The sequence below is a fragment of the Viridibacillus sp. d25.2 genome (assembly GCF_055456015.2).
The window spans coordinates 4,088,632-4,106,979 of the sequence record NZ_CM196652.1 but is presented as its reverse complement, the minus strand read 5'-3'; the positions used below and the strand labels follow the sequence as shown (position 1 = coordinate 4,106,979).

The following is an 18,348-nucleotide window of genomic DNA, read 5'->3' as shown; positions in this document are numbered from 1 at the left end:
ATGTAACAATCGTAAAACGAGCATCATAGAGGGGGAAATGTTATGAATCCATTGTTAATTGCAAACTGGATACTATTTTTAGTAGTAGTAGCTTATGGTTTGTTTTTATTCAGTTACTTGTTAAAGACGCGCTATGAATTCGTCAAAATGGGGAAACAAGTAGAATTTGACAATGATGTTAAAGCACGTTTACACAAAATTTGGGTGTATGTATTTGGTCAGAAGAAGCTATTAAAAGATAAAAAAAGTGGTGCTATCCACGTTATGTTTTTCTATGGCTTCATACTAGTTCAACTAGGCGCAATTGATTTCATCTGGAAAGGATTAAAACCGGGGTCACACTTACCTTTAGGCCCGGTATACCCGTATTTCACATTCTTGCAGGAGATTGTGTCTTTAGTAATCTTAGTAGCTGTTGTTTGGGCGTTTTACCGTCGCTATATTGAAAAGCTTGTACGCTTAAAGCGTGGTTTTAAATCAGGATTAGTATTAATTTTTATCGGTGGATTGATGGTTACAGTTCTAGCAGGTAATGGTATGGGTATGATTTGGCACGATCACGCTGCATCTTGGTCAGAGCCCATTGCTTCAACTATTGCTACAGTCTTTGGATTTTTGCCACCTATAGCTGCAACTGTTGTGTTCTTTGTTATGTGGTGGATCCACTTGTTAATTCTTTTAACTTTCTTAGTATATGTACCACAATCAAAACACGCGCATTTAATCGCAGGTCCAGTAAACGTTTACTTCAACCGCTTAGATCATGTTGGTAAGCTAACGCCTATTAACTTTGAAGAGATGGAAGAAGAAGGGGAGGATGGAGAAGAAGAAATTCCATCGTTCGGTGTTGGTAAAATTACAGATTTCACACAACTTCAACTAATTGATTTGTATGCTTGTGTAGAATGTGGCCGCTGTACGAATATGTGTCCAGCAAGTGGTACAGGAAAAATGCTGTCACCAATGGACTTAATTACAAAATTAAGAGACCACTTAACATTTACTGGTGCTGTTGCAACACGTCAACAACCATGGGTGCCATCACTTATGTTCAATAAAGCAAAGGGAAATCAGTTAGCACTTGCAGCTGGAGCAGAGGGTGCTGTAATTGAAGATATTTATAGCCCATCATTAATTGGAGATGTTATCACTGAAGAAGAAATTTGGGCTTGTACAACTTGCCGTAACTGCGAAGACCAATGTCCAGTAATGAATGAGCACGTAGATAAAATTATTGACCTTCGTCGTTATTTAACAATGACAGAAGGACGTGTAAATCCAGATGCACAACGCGCAATGACAAACATCGAAAGACAAGGGAATCCATGGGGGATTAACCGTAAAGAAAAAGAAAACTGGCGCGATGCTCGTTCGGATATTCATATTCCAACGGTGAAAGAAGTATCAAAAGCCGGTGAGGAGTTCGAGTACTTATTCTGGGTTGGCTCAATGGGATCATTTGATAATCGCTCACAAAAAATTGCATTATCTTTTGCTAAGTTGATGAACGAAGCTGGAGTTAAGTTTGCGATTTTAGGTAACAAAGAAAAGAATTCAGGAGACACACCACGTCGTCTTGGTAATGAATTCTTATTCCAAGAGTTAGCAACAGCTAATATTAGTGAATTTGAAAAAATAGGTGTTACTAGATTAGTAACGATTGATCCACATGCATATAATATTTTTAAAAATGAATATAGTGACTTTGGTTGGACGGGTGAAGTATATCACCATACAGAATTACTTTATGAATTGGTAAAACAAGGTCGTCTTAAACCGCAATTCGCAATTGAGGAAACTATAACATTCCATGATTCATGTTACTTAGGCCGTTACAACGATGTTTATGATCCACCACGTGAAATCTTAAAAGCTATTCCAGGTGTTAAGTTAGTTGAGATGGAACGTAATCGTGAAACTGGTATGTGTTGTGGGGCTGGAGGGGGCTTAATGTGGATGGAAGAGCATGTTGGTAATCGCGTGAATGTTGCGAGAACTGAGCAAGCACTTGCAGTTAATCCAACGATGATTTCATCAGGTTGTCCGTACTGCTTAACAATGCTTTCAGATGGTACGAAAGCGAAAGAAGTTGAAGAGCAGGTTGGGACGTATGATATTGCTGAATTACTAGAGAAATCGGTGTGTGGCGAATATAAACCACCAGTAGAAGAAGTTGTTGAGGAACCAATTAGCCAATAATTAATTGTATTGGAATTATGTACAAAGTTACTAAGTGAAAAAGAGAGTTCTAGACGCTCTCTTTTTTTCTAGAATTATGTTGAGCGAGCGTTCAGTCGAATAAAACATATGAACTCTCGTTTACTTTAATAAGAATAATGTAAGCGTATGCATAATAAAGACAAGGGGTGTCTGATTTGACAAAAACGGTGATTTTAGATGGTGCGCGCACAGCTTTTGGGAAATTTGGGGGAGCATTAAGTACTCTTACTGCAAGTGATTTAGGTGGAGTTGCAATTCAAGCGGCCTTGCAAAGAGCAAACGTCCTACCACAACAAGTAGATGAAGTTATTATGGGAAACGTATTACAAGCAGGACAAGGTCAAATACCGTCTCGCCAAGCAGCTTCAAAAGCAGGGATTCCGTGGTCGGTGAAAACAGAAACGATTAATAAGGTCTGTGCTTCAGGACTACGTAGTGTGACACTAGCCGATCAACTGATTCGTTTAGGGGACGAGGAAGTTATCGTAGCAGGTGGTATGGAGTCAATGTCAAATGCACCTTACTATTTACCAAAAGGAAGGTTTGGCTTACGCATGGGAGATGCAACTATGATAGATGGCCTGGTATATGATGGATTATCTTGTGCATTTGATCCACAACATGTACATATGGGGACATACGGTGATAGCACGGCAAAAGACTTTTCACTCTCAAGACAAGAGCAAGATGAGTGGGCATATCGCAGTCATAGACGCTCTTTAGATTCGATAGATGCTGGCAAATTTGCAGAAGAAATTGTGTCTGTGGCGATTCCTCAGCGCAAAGGAGAGCCTATAGAAATAGATACGGATGAAGCGCCAAGAAGAGATACGTCACTACATTCTTTAGCAAAACTTAGAGCTGCATTTACGACTGAAGGTACAATCACAGCAGGGAATGCACCGGGTATTAATGATGGCGCATGTGCTTTAGTTCTTATGAATGAAGAACGTGCTAAAGCAGAGGATCATACACCACTTGCCTATATTTTAGGGCATGCAGAAGTTGGCGTTGAACCACAGCATTTCCCTCAAACACCAGGCTTAGTCATCAACAAAATTTTAGAAAAGACAGGGAAAACGTTACAAGATATTGATTTATTTGAAATTAATGAAGCATTTGCAGCTGTTGCTCTAGCAAGTAATCAAATTGCAGAACTAGATGCAGAGAAAGTTAATGTGAATGGTGGAGCTGTAGCATTAGGGCATCCAATTGGGGCATCGGGTGCACGAATTATTCTTACACTAGCTTATGAACTAAAGCGTCGTGGCGGAGGCATCGGTATTGCAGCTATTTGTTCAGGCGGAGGCCAAGGAGATGCCATCATGATTGAAGTACCAAAAACGGGGGGATTCGAGTAATGAGTATTCAAAAAATAATGGTCATTGGAGCAGGTCAAATGGGCTCTGGTATCGCACAAGTATGTGCACAAGCTGGATTTGATGTCAAACTAAATGATATGAAGGAAGAGTTTTTTGCTAGAGGTTTAAGTACGATCACAAAAAACCTCTCTCGTAATGTTGAAAAAGGGCGCATGACGGAAAGTGAAAAAGCAGCAGTTCTTGCCCGTCTAACAAAATCACTAGATATTAATGATGCCAATGATGTTGATTTAGTCATTGAAGCAGCTGTTGAGAATATGGATATTAAACAATCTATCTTCAAACAACTGGATGCTATTGCACCAGCACATGCCATTTTAGCTTCAAATACTTCATCATTACCGATTACAGAGTTAGCTGCTGTGACTAATCGTCCAGAGCAAGTTATAGGGATGCATTTTATGAATCCTGTACCAGTGATGAAGCTTGTTGAAATTATTCGTGGTTTAGCTACTGCAGATGATGTTTATCAAACAATCGAAGACATGACAAAAAAACTTGAAAAAGTGCCAGTCGAAGTAAATGATTTTCCAGGGTTTGTTGCAAACCGTATTTTAATGCCGATGATCAACGAAGCCATCTATACACTTTACGAAGGTGTAGCGACAAAGGAAGCTATTGACGACGTCATGAAACTGGGTATGAATCATCCAATGGGACCTTTAACATTAGCAGATTTTATCGGTTTAGATACTTGCCTCTATATTATGGAAACTTTATACGATGGCTTTGGAGACAGCAAGTACCGTCCATGCCCACTATTACGTAAATACGTGAAGGCAGGATGGTTAGGTAAGAAATCAGGACGTGGCTTTTACATCTATGAATCTTAAAAGGGGTTTTCCGCTATGGAATTGATGTTCACAGAAGAACAACTAATGATGCGCAAAATGGTACGAGATTTTGCGCAAACAGAAATTGCACCAAAAGTAGAGAGCATGGAAAATGGGGAATTTCCACGCGACATTCTAGCTAAAATGGGAGAGCTAGGGCTAATGGGCATTACAACACCTGAACAGTACGGTGGCGCGAATATGGATTTTATCTCCTACATTATAGCTATTAATGAGTTATCAAAAGTGAGTGCGACGATTGGTGTGATTTTATCTGTCCATACGTCGGTCGTGACAAATCTTATACTCTATTTTGGTAATGAAGAGCAAAAACAAAAGTATGTACCTAAGCTCGCATCAGGTGAATATTTGGGTGCTTTTTGTTTAACAGAACCATCTGCGGGATCAGATGCAGGTTCATTAAAATCTAAAGCATTAAAAGACGGAAATAATTACATTATTAACGGATCAAAAGTGTTTATTACAAATGGTGGAGAGGCAGATGTATATATTGTTTTTGCCTCAACAGATCCATCGCTCGGCTCGAAAGGAATTTCAGCTTTTCTTGTCGAAAAAGGAACTGAAGGTTTAGTAATTGGCAAAGACGAACATAAAATGGGTTTACATGGCTCACGTACAGTGCAACTAAATTTCGACAATATGATTGTCCCTGCTGATAATCTACTCGGCGAAGAAGGAGACGGCTTTAAAATAGCAATGGCGAACTTAGATGTTGGTCGCATCGGTATAGCTTCACAGGCTCTAGGGATTGCAGAAGCTGCTTTAGAAGAGTCAATTGCCTATGCACAACAACGTCATCAATTTGGTAAGCCTATCGCTAGTAATCAAGGAGTTGGCTTTAAATTAGCGGATATGGCAACAGCCGTTGAAGCGACAAGACTACTCGTTTACCGTGCAGCAGATTTGCGTACTAGAGGATTAGCTTGTGGCAAGGAAGCATCCATGGCGAAACTGTTCGCTTCTAAAACTGCAGTCGAAGTAACGACGGAGGCAATTCAGGTCTTTGGAGGTTACGGCTATACGATGGACTATCCAGTTGAACGCTTTTTCCGAGATGCTAAAGTAACGGAAATCTACGAGGGAACAAGCGAAATCCAACGACTCGTCATAAGCAAACATTTAAACAAATAGGGATTAAAAAAACTTATACAAAGGTGGAAATAGAGATGAACTTTCAATTATCAGAAGAACATGAAATGATTCGTAAAATGGTACGTGATTTCGCTGAAAACGAAGTGGCACCAACAGCCGCAGAACGCGACGAAACAGAAACTTTTGACCGTGCAATCTTCGATAAAATGGCAGAGTTAGGTTTAACGGGTATTCCATGGCCGGAAGAATATGGCGGGATCGGTTCGGACTACCTAGCATATTGCATTGCAGTTGAAGAGTTATCACGGGTATGTGCTTCGACTGGAGTAACACTTTCTGCACATACATCTCTAGCAGGTTGGCCAATTTATAAATTTGGTAATGAAGAACAAAAACAAAAATACTTACGACCAATGGCTGAGGGTACTAAAATTGGTGGTTACGGTTTAACGGAGCCAAGCTCAGGCTCAGATGCTGGTGGTATGAAAACTACTGCAAAATTAGATGGAGATGATTACATCTTAAATGGCTCTAAAATCTTCATCACAAATGGGGGCATTGCTGAAATTTATGTCGTATTTGCTGTTACAGATCCAACAGCTAAGAACGGTACTAGTGCATTCATAGTGGAATCTGATTTTGAAGGCTTCTCGGTTGGTAAAAAAGAAAAGAAACTAGGTATTCGCTCATCACCTACAACTGAAATTATTTTCGATAATTGTCGTGTACCAAAAGCAAACTTGTTAGGTGCGGAAGGCGATGGTTTTAAAATTGCCATGAAAACGTTGGATGGAGGACGTAACGGTATTGCTGCTCAAGCAGTTGGTATTGCACAAGGTGCATTAGATGCATCTGTTGCATACGCAAAAGATCGCGTTCAATTTGGTAAACCGATCACAGCAAATCAAGGTGTATCTTTTAAATTGGCAGATATGGCTACATCAATTGAAGCTTCAAGATTATTAACATATCAAGCAGCTTGGTTAGAGTCCAACAACCTTCCATATGGTAAAGCATCAGCTATGGCGAAATTGATGGCAGGAGATACAGCGATGAATGTTACAACTGAAGCTGTGCAAGTATTTGGTGGTTACGGCTATACGAAAGATTATCCAGTTGAACGTTATATGCGTGATGCCAAAATTACACAGATTTACGAAGGAACACAAGAGATTCAGCGCCTTGTGATTTCTCGTATGTTAACGAAATAATATATGGTAAAAAGAATAAATAAGAGACAAGTAGAATCGTCGGTTAAAGATGAAAGTCTGATAGAAAAACGTCGTAATGAAATGATTCATGGAGCTATTAAACTGTTTAAGCAAAAAGGCTTTCATCGTACGACGACTCGAGAAATTGCTAAGGAAGCTGGCTTTAGTATAGGGACGCTTTATGAATATATTCGAACAAAAGAAGACGTCTTGTATCTAGTTTGTGACAATATTTATCGTGAAGTAAGTTTAAGGTTAGCAAATTTACCGATGGAAGCGGGCACAATAGAAGGTTTAAAGGCATCCATACGCCAATATTTTTTGCTTATAGATTCCATGTCAGATGAAATTCTAGTCATGTACCAAGAGTCTAAATCTTTACCAAAAGACGCATTGCGTTACGTTTTAACAAAGGAACTTGAGATGGTTGGATTATTTGAAAATCTATTAGCTGGTTGTGTGCAGTCTGGGGAACTGTCTCTATCAGAAAAAGAAATCAATCTTATCTCAAATGATATTGTAGTGCAAGGTCAAACATGGGCATTTAGACGATGGGCTTTCAGAAGGAATTATACAATCGATGATTATATTGATATGCAAACGACTTTTTTCTTAAATGGTATTTGGAAGAAATAATTCTACGCTTTGTGCAAGGAAGGAAAACTCAAACTTTTCATATAGTTTTGGTTTCTATAACCTTGCACAATTTTTGTATCCAATTATTTCTAGGGAATGGGAAGAGAAATGATCAACTTAGTTTTCGTTCATAACAAGGGGGAGCTTATATATGGTTCAAGCAACAGTATATCGTCCAAAAAATCACGTACGATTTGTCACGGCTTCTAGTCTTTTTGATGGCCATGATGCATCGGTTAATATTATGCGCCGTATTTTGCAGTCGAGTGGCGTAGAGGTTATTCACCTCGGGCATAACCGCTCAGTTGAAGAAGTAGTTAATGCGGCCATCCAAGAAGATGCGCAAGGGGTAGCGATTTCTTCTTATCAAGGTGGTCACGTTGAATATTTTAAATACATGCAAGATCTATTTAGGGAAAAAGGCGCTCCGCATATTGGTATTTTCGGTGGTGGTGGTGGTGTAATCCTGCCTCGTGAAATCAAAGAACTGCATGAATATGGCATTGCCGGGTTATTTTCGCCTGAAGATGGTCGTGAGTTGGGTTTACAAGGCATGATTAATAAAATGATTGAAAAAAGTGACTTCACAACAATTAAAGAGAATTTAAGTAGTAAGTTAGATACATTATCAACGGAACAACAGGAAGTATTAGCACAACTTATCACTGCAGCTGAAGAAGCAAAAGATGGTGAGTTAACAGAGTTCCTAGAAAAAGCTCGAAGTTTATCGAAAAACACACCTGTACTCGGTATTACTGGTACGGGTGGTGCAGGAAAAAGTTCATTAACGGATGAGTTAATCCGCCGGTTCTTACAAGAGTTTCCTGATAAAAAGGTCGCTATTCTTTCTATTGATCCAACAAAGCAAAAAACGGGTGGGGCATTACTTGGAGACCGTATTCGTATGAATGCTATCTTTAACAATCGTGTTTACATGCGTAGTCTTGCAACACGGGGATCTCACTCTGAGCTTTCAGATGCAATTGCAGACGTTCTAGATGTTGTTAAAGTGGCAGGATATGATTTAATCGTCGTTGAAACGAGCGGTATCGGTCAAGGGGATGCTGCTATTACAAAAATTTCTGATTTGTCCATGTATGTTATGACAAGTGAATTTGGTGCACCAACGCAGTTAGAAAAAATTGATATGATTGACTTTGCCGATCTAATTGTCATTAACAAATTTGAACGTAAAGGGTCAGAAGACGCGCTTCGCCAAGTACAGAAACAATACCAACGTAGTCATGAACTATGGTCAAAAAATCTAGATGAAATGCCGGTATTCGGTACAATTGCTAGCCAGTTTAATGATAAAGGAACGAATTCTTTATTCGCAGAGCTTGTACAGGTTATTAACGAAAAATGTGGTTTTGATTGGGAAACGTCTTACGAGCATTTTGTAAAAACACAAAAGCAAGATGTCATCATTCCGAATGATAGACGATACTACTTACGTGAAATTACAGATGCTATTCGTAATTATCATAAAAAGTCAGAGCAGCAAGTTGAATTTGCCCGTAAGCTATTCCAACTAGAAGGGTCAATCACAACTGTTCAGGAAAAAGCACCTGACGATGTGTTGGTTGCGTCACTAACTTCATTAGCTGAGGATATAAAAAATCAATTAACTGCAGAATCAAAGAATATTTTAGCAAACTGGAAAACGCTTAAGGAAGCGTACGCAGGAGAAGAATTTGTTACAAAAGTACGTGATAAAGAAATCCGTACAATTTTAACAACTACTAGCCTTGCAGGTTTAAAAATCCCCAAAGTTGTGTTACCAAAATTCATAGATTACGGAGAGATATTGCGTTGGGTGTATAGAGAAAATGTGCCTGGTTCATTCCCGTATACGGCAGGAGTTTTCCCTTTCAAACGTGAAGGAGAAGACCCGAAGCGTCAATTTGCTGGTGAAGGGACACCGGAACGTACAAATAAACGCTTCCATTACTTATCTAAAGACGATGATGCAAAACGCTTATCAACAGCATTTGACTCTGTAACTTTGTATGGTGAAGATCCAGATTACCGCCCAGATATTTATGGTAAAGTCGGTGAATCAGGAGTTAGTATTTGTACGCTAGAAGATATGAAGAAGCTTTATGATGGATTTGATTTATGTGCACCATCAACGTCTGTGTCGATGACAATCAACGGACCTGCGCCAATTATTTTAGCAATGTTCATGAACACAGCTGTTGATCAACAAGTGAAAATTCAAGAAAGCAAAATAGGACGCTGCTTAACAGTTGAAGAATTTACTGACGTTCGTGAAAAGACGCTTCAAGTGGTGCGCGGAACAGTACAGGCTGATATATTAAAAGAGGATCAAGGGCAGAATACTTGTATTTTCTCTACAGAATTCGCACTACGTATGATGGGTGATATTCAGCAATATTTCATAGATCAAAAAGTACGTAACTATTATTCTGTATCGATCTCTGGCTATCATATTGCTGAAGCTGGTGCCAACCCGATTTCACAGCTAGCATTCACTTTGGCTAATGGTTTCACTTATGTAGAATATTATTTAAGTCGAGGGATGAATATCGATGATTTTGCACCGAATCTGTCATTCTTCTTTTCAAATGGCTTAGACCCAGAATATACAGTAATCGGTCGTGTAGCTCGCCGTATTTGGTCAATCGTTATGCGAGATAAATATGGTGCAAATGAACGTAGTCAGAAGCTAAAATACCATATCCAAACTTCTGGTCGTAGCTTACACGCACAAGAAATCGACTTTAACGATATTCGTACAACGTTACAAGCATTAATGGCATTGCAGGATAACTGCAATTCATTACACACGAATGCATATGACGAAGCGATTACAACGCCAACTGAAGAATCTGTTCGTCGCGCAATGGCAATTCAAATGATCATTACAAAAGAACACGGACTTACAAAAAATGAAAACCCATTGCAAGGTGCATTTATAATTGATGAACTAACTGACCTTGTAGAAAATGCAGTATTGGAAGAATTCGATCGCATTAATGATAGAGGTGGAGTTCTTGGAGCGATGGAAACCCAATATCAACGTGGCAAGATTCAAGAAGAATCGATGTACTATGAAATGTTGAAACACTCAGGTGAACTACCAATAATCGGTGTTAACACATACTTGAATCCAAATCCACCTTCATCAGAAGCAATCGATAGTATGGAAATTGCCAGAGCATCACAAGATGAAAAAGAAACACAAATTCAAAATCTAAAAAAATTCCATGAACAACATGCAAACGAAGCCGAAGCTGCTATTCAAAAACTAAAAGAAGTAGCTGTAACAGGAGGTAACATCTTTGCAGAACTAATGGAAACAGTAAAATACGCAAGTCTAGGCCAAATCACCAACGCCCTATACCAAGTAGGAGGACAATACAGACGGAATATGTGATTAAATGCTGAAGCGGCCCGTTCAGCCCCGACAAGCACTGGAAGGCTCGAATCAAAGGCGCTTTTTGCTTTTGACCGAGAGACTGAAGTGACCTCGAGGGGCTGGCCGCAGAAGCTGGATAAGAAACTAAATGCTGAAGGCGCTCGTTAAGCTGTGAGGTCGTTGGAGGACGGAAGCCAAAGTCGCTTTTTGACTTTGAGTGCCCGACCGAAACGACCCGAACAGCAAGCGCCAGAAGCTGGATACATCACTTTAGGAAGGCAACCTAAGTACGCGACGTCCTGTCGCAACGGTTGCATGACTAACATCCTGTTAGCCCAAGGCGCTCGTTCAGTGGAAGATAGCCTAGGTTCGCCACGTCCTGTGGCAACGGCTATCTGACCCACATCCTGTGGGCCTCCGACAAGCACTGGACAAAGGAACACAGTCTAAGACGCCACGTCCTGTGGCAACGACTGCGTGACCCGCATCGTGCGGGCCTGAATCAAAGGCGCTTTTTGCCTTTGACCGAGTATCAAGGAAGGCAACCTAAGTTCGCGACGTCGTGTCGCAACGGTTGCATGACCAACATCCTGTTGGCCCATACTCATAAGAGATATAAAATTACTCGAAAAATAAAAAATGGAGGAACTAATCATTTCATTAGCCCCTTCATTTTTATTTTTTGTATAATAAGGAGTAAAACAAATTTTAAGGAGTTCTTGTTTATATGAAAAGCCTATTACATTGTCTATTTATCATAATTTGCCTGGTACTTATATTCTTTTTGTATAACGAGCAATTAGGGGCCATCCCCATCCTTATTTTTTCCATATATCTTTTTGTTTATGGGTATCGACAATTGAGAAATCAAAAAAAGAATAATTGATTGTGGCGTAATCAAAGAAAGATTGTATATAATGGATATTATGTTTATGTATTAAGAAGGGACGTGCACGATTTGAACTTTCGTGAAATGACAAAAGAACAACTATCAGAAGAATCGTTTATCGATTTAGCATACGGAATTTTAGTTTCAAAAAAACAACCATTAACTTTCCCAGAACTGATGAAAGAAATCCAAGGAATAAACGGTTGCACTGATGCAGAAATCAAAGAACGCTTATTACAATTTTATACAGACCTTAACATTGAAGGTCGTTTTATTGTGCTAGGTGAAAATCGCTGGGGACTTCGCGAGTGGTATGCAATCGAACAAATCGAAGAAGAAACAGCACCAACAGTAAAAGTCCGCAAGAAAAAAGCTAAAGCTGTAATTGACGATGAAGATGAACTTGAAGAAGATGAAGAATTAGACTTCGATGAAAACTTCGATGAATTCGTTGAAGATCCAGCTGAAGAAGATGAAGATGAAGAGGAAGAATTCGAAGATGTAACAATCGATGATATCGATGAAGACCTTGATGAAGACTTGCTTGAAGAAGAAGATGAATTTGAAATTGACGAAGAAGATGATGAGTTAGAAGAAGAGGAAGAAGAATAATTTCTTGACTTCTAGCTGAGTTCCATATAATCTTTTACTTGGGCTCCTTAAAAGGAGAATGACCGTATAATTTATACGCTCCCCCTGCATATTATGCGGGAGGAGCGTTTTTTATTTTTTTATAAGTGTTTAATTTAAAGGAGGAATTGGCTTTGACCAAATATATTTTCGTAACAGGCGGGGTTGTATCATCACTTGGTAAAGGTATTACAGCTGCTTCACTTGGACGTTTACTAAAGAATCGTGGATTAGAAGTAACAATCCAAAAATTTGACCCATACATCAATCTTGACCCAGGTACAATGAGTCCGTACCAACACGGGGAAGTTTTCGTAACAGATGATGGCGCAGAGGCAGACTTAGACTTAGGTCACTATGAACGTTTCATCGATATTAACTTAGGAAAACACAGTACAGTAACTTCTGGACGTGTTTACTCTTCTGTATTGAGAAAAGAACGTCGTGGAGATTATAACGGTGGAACTGTACAAGTTATTCCACATATTACAAACGAAATTAAAGAACGTATCCAACGTGCAGGTCGTGAAACAAGCGCAGATGTGGTTATTACAGAAGTAGGCGGAACAGTAGGTGATATCGAATCACTACCATTCCTAGAAGCTATTCGTCAAATGAAATCAGATCTTGGTGGGGAGAACGTAATGTACATCCACTGTACTTTAATTCCTTACATCAAAGCAGCTGGTGAATTAAAAACAAAACCAACACAACACTCTGTAAAAGAATTGCGTTCTTTAGGTATTCAACCAACTCTTCTTGTAGTACGTACAGAACAAGAAGTACCACAAGAAATGAAAGAAAAATTAGCATTATTCTGTGACGTAAAAGCAAGTAACGTTATCGAATGTCAAGATGCAAAACATTTATATGAAGTACCATTAAACCTACAAGCACAAGGTATGGATGATATCGTTCTAGAACACTTCGGTATCACTGCACCACAAGCAGATATGGTTGAATGGACTGCATTAGTAGATCGCGTATTAAACTTATCTAAAACAGTGAAAATTGCACTTGTTGGGAAATACGTTGAATTACAAGATGCTTATTTATCAGTAGTTGAGGCGTTAAAACACGCTGGTTATCCAGTAGATGCAGATATTGATGTAGACTGGATCAATTCTGAAGATATTACATCTGAAAACGTTGAAGAATTATTGAAAAATGCAGATGGTATCCTTGTACCAGGTGGCTTTGGTGACCGTGGTGTTGAAGGTAAAATCATTGCAACTCAATATGCACGTGAAAATAACGTACCATTTTTAGGTATTTGCCTAGGTATGCAATTAGCAACTGTTGAATTTGCACGTAACGTTCTAAACTTAGAAGGTGCACACTCATCAGAACTTGATGCAGACACTAAATACCCTATTATCGATCTTTTACCAGAACAAAAAGACGTGGAAGATTTAGGTGGAACTCTTCGTTTAGGTCTTTTCCCATGTAAATTAAAATCAGGTTCTAAAGCTATGGAAGCTTATAGTGACGAAATTATTTACGAACGTCACCGTCATCGCTACGAATTCAATAATGAATACCGTGAAGCATTCGAAGCAGCAGGATTCGTCTTCTCAGGTACAAGCCCAGACGGCCGTTTAGTCGAAATTGTTGAATTACCAGAGAACAAATTCTTCGTGGCATCTCAATTCCACCCAGAATTTATCTCACGTCCGAACCGCCCACAACCGCTATTTAGAGAATTCGTCGCAGCAGCAGTTAAATAAATGCTGATTTAGCGTGGCAAAACTTGAATATCATTGTAAGGCTCAAGTTGAAAATGATTTACCAAATTCAATTGAGTAATTAGCATAGGTTGTTTGAGAGCTCAAAAAACTAAGCTTTATACAAAGAGACTACTCTGCATGATTATATGAAGAGTAGTCTCTTTTTTTGTGGAAAATAAATAAATTAGACCATACTATAACAGTAATCATAATCATTCAGACATCTAGAAAACCAAAAAACTACTCCAAGAACCTAGAGAGTAGTCTTAAAAAAGAGTGGTATAATTATTAATCATTTGATAGCATTTCGTCGTAAGACATTTTCATAGCTTCGTACACAAACAAAGCAGCAAAACTATATGGCAGCACAATACGTTCACCGGCATCATTCGGCAATAATCCATTTTTGATGCCCAAAGATACATAGGTGTAAGCTAAATCAGCCATCTCACCACTATCCTCAGCTTTTTCACTTGCTACTACTGCAAATGGAATGAATAAATCAAATAATGAACGTGCTAAATCGAGAGCCTTTGGATTGTTTGCGTGACGAGTGAAAATACATACACGGTCTGTTGCTACTAATTTTGTATCCTTAGACCAAGGTTTTAATTTTGTAAAAGGTTCTGCACTATACAAAGCATTATTTTCAATTGCTTGCATTTCATCAAAACAAGCAAAATATACATTTCCTTCGGCGATACCTGCTTGCGCTAATAATCGTGCAGTTTCTTCTATTGCATCCTCTTGATTAGTCGAAATTCTTTGTAAGAGACCGCCAAGCTGTGTCGACAACATTTTCAACATAATATTCACCTCACGGCTTTTATTATAATAAGTGTTCATATTAAATGCAAAATAGAATTATTTTAATGTATTAAAAGGGAAAATGAGGTATATTATCGAATAATACGTACGGGGGAATAAAAAAAGGGAGTATGGTAAAGTTGAAAAAAATACTTATTGTAGATGACCAACAAGGAATTCGCTTGCTACTCAATGAGGTTTTTAAGAAGGAAGGCTATGAAACATATCTAGCGGCTAACGGTCTTGAAGCCTTGCAATATATAGATAAAATAATGATGGATTGTGTATTACTAGATATGAAAATCCCTGGAATGGATGGGATTGAAATACTAAAACGTATAACTAAGCAATTGCCTGAACTGCCTGTACTTATGATGACAGCATATGGTGAATTGGATTTAATTAAAGAAGCTGAGGCACTCGGTGCAAAGCATTACTTTACTAAACCATTCGACATTTACGAAGTGCGAGACGTGGTCAATAAAATATTGAAAGATTAAGGGCGAGCAGTGGTCAACCATGTATGTTTTTGATATTATGAGTTATGATATTAAATAACATTAATACCGTGCTTCATACTAGAGGAGGAATTTTGTAATGGCTTTGGTTTCCATGAAAGAAATGTTGATTAAAGGTAAAAAAGAAGGTTATGCAGTTGGTCAATTCAACATCAATAACCTTGAATTCACTCAAGCTATTTTACTTGCTGCACAAGAAGAAAACTCACCAGTAATTTTAGGTGTTTCAGAAGGTGCTGGGAAATACATGGGAGGATTTATTGCCGTAGTACACATGGTAAAAGGCCTGATCGAAAGCTACAAGATTACAGTTCCAGTAGCAATTCACTTAGACCACGGTTCAAGCTTCGAAAAATGTAAAGAAGCGATTGATGCTGGTTTTACATCAGTTATGATTGATGCTTCACACCATTCATTTGAAGAAAATATTGAAATCACTTCTAAAGTGGTTCAATATGCACATGCTAAAGATGTTTCTGTAGAAGCGGAACTTGGCACAGTTGGTGGCGATGAAGATGGCGTAATTGGTGGTATCATGTATGCAGATCCACAAGAATGTAAAAAACTTGTTGAAGCTACAAATATCGATTGCCTAGCACCTGCATTAGGTTCAGTTCATGGTCCTTATCAAGGTGAGCCAAACTTAGGTTTTAAAGAAATGGAAGAAATCTCAAACTTAGCTGACTTACCATTAGTATTACACGGTGGTACGGGTATTCCTTTAAAAGATATTCAACGTTCAATCTCTTTAGGAACAGCTAAAATAAATGTTAATACTGAAAATCAAATTGCAGCTACTAAAGCGGTTCGTGAAGTACTAGCAAATGACACTAAAGTCTATGATCCACGTAAATATTTAATTCCAGCTCGTGATGCTATTAAAGCGACAGTTATTGGCAAAATACACGAATTCGGTAGTGCTCAAAAAGCATAATTAATCAGATGATAACAGGAGGAGAAGTGTTCGGTTATATTAATCCGTCCTTCTCCTATTTTCCATCATCCAGGGGGATATAATAATGAAATTTTTTATCGATACAGCTAACTTTGAAGAAATAAAAGAAGCACATTCTTGGGGAATTATCTCAGGTGTAACAACAAATCCATCATTAGTGGCAAAGGAACAAAACATTTCATTCCACGATCGTCTACGCGAAATTGCAGAGTTAGTTGACGGTTCTATTAGTGGAGAAGTAATTTCATTAGATGCAGAAGGAATGATTAAAGAAGGTCTTGAACTTGCTGCAATTGCACCAAATATCACAGTGAAATTACCAATGACACCAGCTGGTTTAACGGCTTGTTCTACACTATCAAAAAAAGGTATTAAAACAAACGTAACATTAATCTTTAGTGCAAACCAAGCACTATTAGCGGCTCGTGCTGGAGCAACTTACGTATCTCCATTCTTAGGTCGATTAGATGATCTTGGTCAAGATGGTATTGAGTTAGTACGCCAAATCGCTGAAATCTTCGCAATTCATGAAATCCCTACGCAAATTATTGCGGCTTCTATTCGTCACCCACAACACATTACAGAAGCGGCTCTTGCTGGTGCGCACATTTCCACAACTCCATTTAAAGTTTTAGCTCAATTATTCAAACATCCTTTAACTGATAAAGGAATTGAAGGTTTCTTAGCGGATTGGAATAAGAAAAACGGTTAATAATAATAGAAATATCCGAAGATGAAGGAGATTTACATGGACGTTTATAAAATTAACGGCGACAAGCGTTTGCAAGGTACAATCAAAGTAAACGGCGCTAAAAATAGTGCTGTGGCCTTAATTCCAGCATCCATATTGGCTAATTCACCCGTCACAATAGAAGGCTTACCAGAAATTCTAGACGTTACAACACTGAAAGTCTTGCTTGAAGAAATTGGTGGAGAAGTACAATTTTCTGATGGTCATATGGTCATTGATCCGCGAGGAATGGTCGATATGCCTTTACCGAATGGCAATGTCAAAAAACTTCGCGCTTCTTACTATATGATGGGAGCGATGTTAGGACGTTTTAAAAAGGCTGTTATTGGTTTACCAGGTGGTTGTCATTTAGGACCACGCCCAATTGATCAACATATTAAAGGATTTGAAGCATTAGGCGCTAAAGTAACAAATGAGCATGGTGCAATTTATTTGCGAGCAGATGAATTAGTAGGGGCTAAAATCTATTTAGATGTTAGCAGTGTAGGTGCTACAATTAATATTATGCTTGCTGCAGTAAAAGCAAAGGGACGTACAGTCATTGAAAATGCTGCAAAAGAACCTGAAATTATTGATGTTGCCACGTTACTAACGAACATGGGAGCTAAGATTAAAGGTGCAGGTACGAACGTTATTCGAATTGATGGCGTTGAAGAGTTACACGGTACAAATCATACAATTATTCCAGATCGTATAGAAGCTGGTACATTTATGATAATGGCCGCAGCAATTGGTGATGGTATTATAATCGATAATGTAATTCCATTACACGTAGAAGCTGTAACAGCAAAACTGCGTGAAATGGGTGTCAAAATCATTGAGGAAGAAGAGCGAATCATCATACCTAAAGTTGAAAAACTTCAGGCAGTTGATGTGAAAACTCTTGTATATCCAGGATTCCCAACGGATTTACAACAACCCTTTACAGTATTACTAACACAATCGCAAGGTTCATCAGTTGTGACAGATACAATCTATTCTGCCCGTTTTAAACATATCGATGAAATAGCGCGCATGGGAGCAAATGGTAAAGTGGAAGGGCGTACAGCCATTATTAATGGTTCGACTAAACTAGAAGCTGCTACAGTTACTGCTACAGATTTACGAGCAGGTGCAGCACTGGTTATTGCAGGCTTATTAGCCAAAGGCGAAACAGAAATTCATGACATCTTCCATATAGAAAGAGGCTATAGTTCATTGGTTCCGAAGCTACGTGCTCTGGGTGCAGATATTCGCCGTGAAACGCTACCTTCAGAACATGAAAATATAGCAACAAAAAGATAATAGCGAAAAA

At 38.7% G+C, this 18,348-nt stretch carries 14 protein-coding genes; 13 read left to right on the top strand and 1 reads right to left on the bottom strand.

What is annotated here, in order from left to right:
* Positions 1–42: 42 nt before the first annotated feature.
* The 9 genes from ACZLO7_RS20105 to pyrG all read left to right on the top strand — a co-directional run bounded on the left by ACZLO7_RS20105 (position 43) and on the right by pyrG (position 14,023).
* On the top strand, positions 43–2,199 hold the full coding sequence (locus ACZLO7_RS20105) for a (Fe-S)-binding protein (RefSeq protein WP_464937999.1): 2,157 nt from the start codon (positions 43–45) through the stop codon (positions 2,197–2,199).
* 176 nt (positions 2,200–2,375) lie between these two features.
* The gene (gene mmgA, locus ACZLO7_RS20100; protein ID WP_464938000.1) at positions 2,376–3,581 is read left to right on the top strand and encodes an acetyl-CoA C-acetyltransferase; all 1,206 of its coding nucleotides are present in this window, start codon (positions 2,376–2,378) and stop codon (positions 3,579–3,581) included.
* A complete protein-coding gene (locus ACZLO7_RS20095) occupies positions 3,581–4,435 on the top strand; it encodes a 3-hydroxybutyryl-CoA dehydrogenase (RefSeq protein WP_464938001.1) in 855 nt (284 codons plus the stop codon). The genes mmgA and ACZLO7_RS20095 overlap by 1 nt, the downstream gene beginning before the upstream one ends.
* 15 nt (positions 4,436–4,450) lie before the next feature.
* Positions 4,451–5,587, top strand: coding sequence for an acyl-CoA dehydrogenase (locus ACZLO7_RS20090; protein WP_464938002.1), 1,137 nt, complete (start codon positions 4,451–4,453; stop codon positions 5,585–5,587).
* Between the two features lie 35 nt (positions 5,588–5,622).
* Complete coding sequence (locus tag ACZLO7_RS20085) at positions 5,623–6,759, top strand: acyl-CoA dehydrogenase (RefSeq protein WP_464938003.1); 1,137 nt, start codon at positions 5,623–5,625, stop codon at positions 6,757–6,759.
* Between the two features lie 3 nt (positions 6,760–6,762).
* Positions 6,763–7,395, top strand: a complete 633-nt coding sequence (locus ACZLO7_RS20080; protein WP_464938004.1) for a TetR/AcrR family transcriptional regulator — start codon at positions 6,763–6,765, stop codon at positions 7,393–7,395.
* 151 nt (positions 7,396–7,546) lie between these two features.
* Positions 7,547–10,795 (top strand): fused isobutyryl-CoA mutase/GTPase IcmF, encoded by a 3,249-nt coding sequence (icmF, locus tag ACZLO7_RS20075; RefSeq protein ID WP_464938005.1) that lies wholly within the window; start codon positions 7,547–7,549, stop codon positions 10,793–10,795.
* Positions 10,796–11,735: 940 nt separating this feature from the next.
* Positions 11,736–12,278, top strand: a complete 543-nt coding sequence (gene rpoE / locus ACZLO7_RS20070; protein ID WP_464938006.1) for a DNA-directed RNA polymerase subunit delta — start codon at positions 11,736–11,738, stop codon at positions 12,276–12,278.
* A gap of 152 nt (positions 12,279–12,430) precedes the next feature.
* Positions 12,431–14,023: a CTP synthase gene (gene pyrG / locus ACZLO7_RS20065; protein ID WP_464938007.1), complete on the top strand. Its 1,593-nt coding sequence runs from the start codon at positions 12,431–12,433 to the stop codon at positions 14,021–14,023.
* 288 nt (positions 14,024–14,311) lie between these two features.
* Here the strand turns inward: pyrG and ACZLO7_RS20060 are convergent, their stop codons facing one another.
* Positions 14,312–14,830: a DUF2529 family protein gene (locus ACZLO7_RS20060; RefSeq protein ID WP_464938008.1), complete on the bottom strand. Its 519-nt coding sequence runs from the start codon at positions 14,828–14,830 to the stop codon at positions 14,312–14,314.
* Between the two features lie 140 nt (positions 14,831–14,970).
* Here ACZLO7_RS20060 and ACZLO7_RS20055 point away from each other — a divergent pair, with 140 nt between their 5' ends.
* The 4 genes from ACZLO7_RS20055 to murA all read left to right on the top strand — a co-directional run bounded on the left by ACZLO7_RS20055 (position 14,971) and on the right by murA (position 18,338).
* Complete coding sequence (locus ACZLO7_RS20055; RefSeq protein ID WP_464938009.1) at positions 14,971–15,330, top strand: response regulator; 360 nt, start codon at positions 14,971–14,973, stop codon at positions 15,328–15,330.
* Between the two features lie 97 nt (positions 15,331–15,427).
* Positions 15,428–16,282 (top strand): class II fructose-bisphosphate aldolase, encoded by an 855-nt coding sequence (locus ACZLO7_RS20050; protein WP_464938010.1) that lies wholly within the window; start codon positions 15,428–15,430, stop codon positions 16,280–16,282.
* Positions 16,283–16,367: 85 nt separating this feature from the next.
* Positions 16,368–17,015: a fructose-6-phosphate aldolase gene (gene fsa, locus ACZLO7_RS20045; RefSeq protein WP_038180078.1), complete on the top strand. Its 648-nt coding sequence runs from the start codon at positions 16,368–16,370 to the stop codon at positions 17,013–17,015.
* A 36-nt stretch (positions 17,016–17,051) separates the two neighbouring features.
* Positions 17,052–18,338, top strand: a complete 1,287-nt coding sequence (murA, locus tag ACZLO7_RS20040) for a UDP-N-acetylglucosamine 1-carboxyvinyltransferase (protein WP_464938011.1) — start codon at positions 17,052–17,054, stop codon at positions 18,336–18,338.
* Positions 18,339–18,348: the final 10 nt, after the last annotated feature.

Bases quoted from the DNA above. Each gene is read 5' to 3' on its own strand.
- ACZLO7_RS20105 (WP_464937999.1), top strand. From the start codon at position 43: ATGAATCCATTGTTAATTGCAAACTGGATACTATTTTTAGTAGTAGTA.
- ACZLO7_RS20095 (WP_464938001.1), top strand. From the start codon at position 3,581: ATGAGTATTCAAAAAATAATGGTCATTGGAGCAGGTCAAATGGGCTCT.
- ACZLO7_RS20090 (WP_464938002.1), top strand. From the start codon at position 4,451: ATGGAATTGATGTTCACAGAAGAACAACTAATGATGCGCAAAATGGTA.
- ACZLO7_RS20085 (WP_464938003.1), top strand. From the start codon at position 5,623: ATGAACTTTCAATTATCAGAAGAACATGAAATGATTCGTAAAATGGTA.
- ACZLO7_RS20080 (WP_464938004.1), top strand. From the start codon at position 6,763: ATGGTAAAAAGAATAAATAAGAGACAAGTAGAATCGTCGGTTAAAGAT.
- icmF (WP_464938005.1), top strand. From the start codon at position 7,547: ATGGTTCAAGCAACAGTATATCGTCCAAAAAATCACGTACGATTTGTC.
- ACZLO7_RS20060 (WP_464938008.1), bottom strand. From the start codon at position 14,830: ATGTTGAAAATGTTGTCGACACAGCTTGGCGGTCTCTTACAAAGAATT.
- ACZLO7_RS20050 (WP_464938010.1), top strand. From the start codon at position 15,428: ATGGCTTTGGTTTCCATGAAAGAAATGTTGATTAAAGGTAAAAAAGAA.
- fsa (WP_038180078.1), top strand. From the start codon at position 16,368: ATGAAATTTTTTATCGATACAGCTAACTTTGAAGAAATAAAAGAAGCA.
- murA (WP_464938011.1), top strand. From the start codon at position 17,052: ATGGACGTTTATAAAATTAACGGCGACAAGCGTTTGCAAGGTACAATC.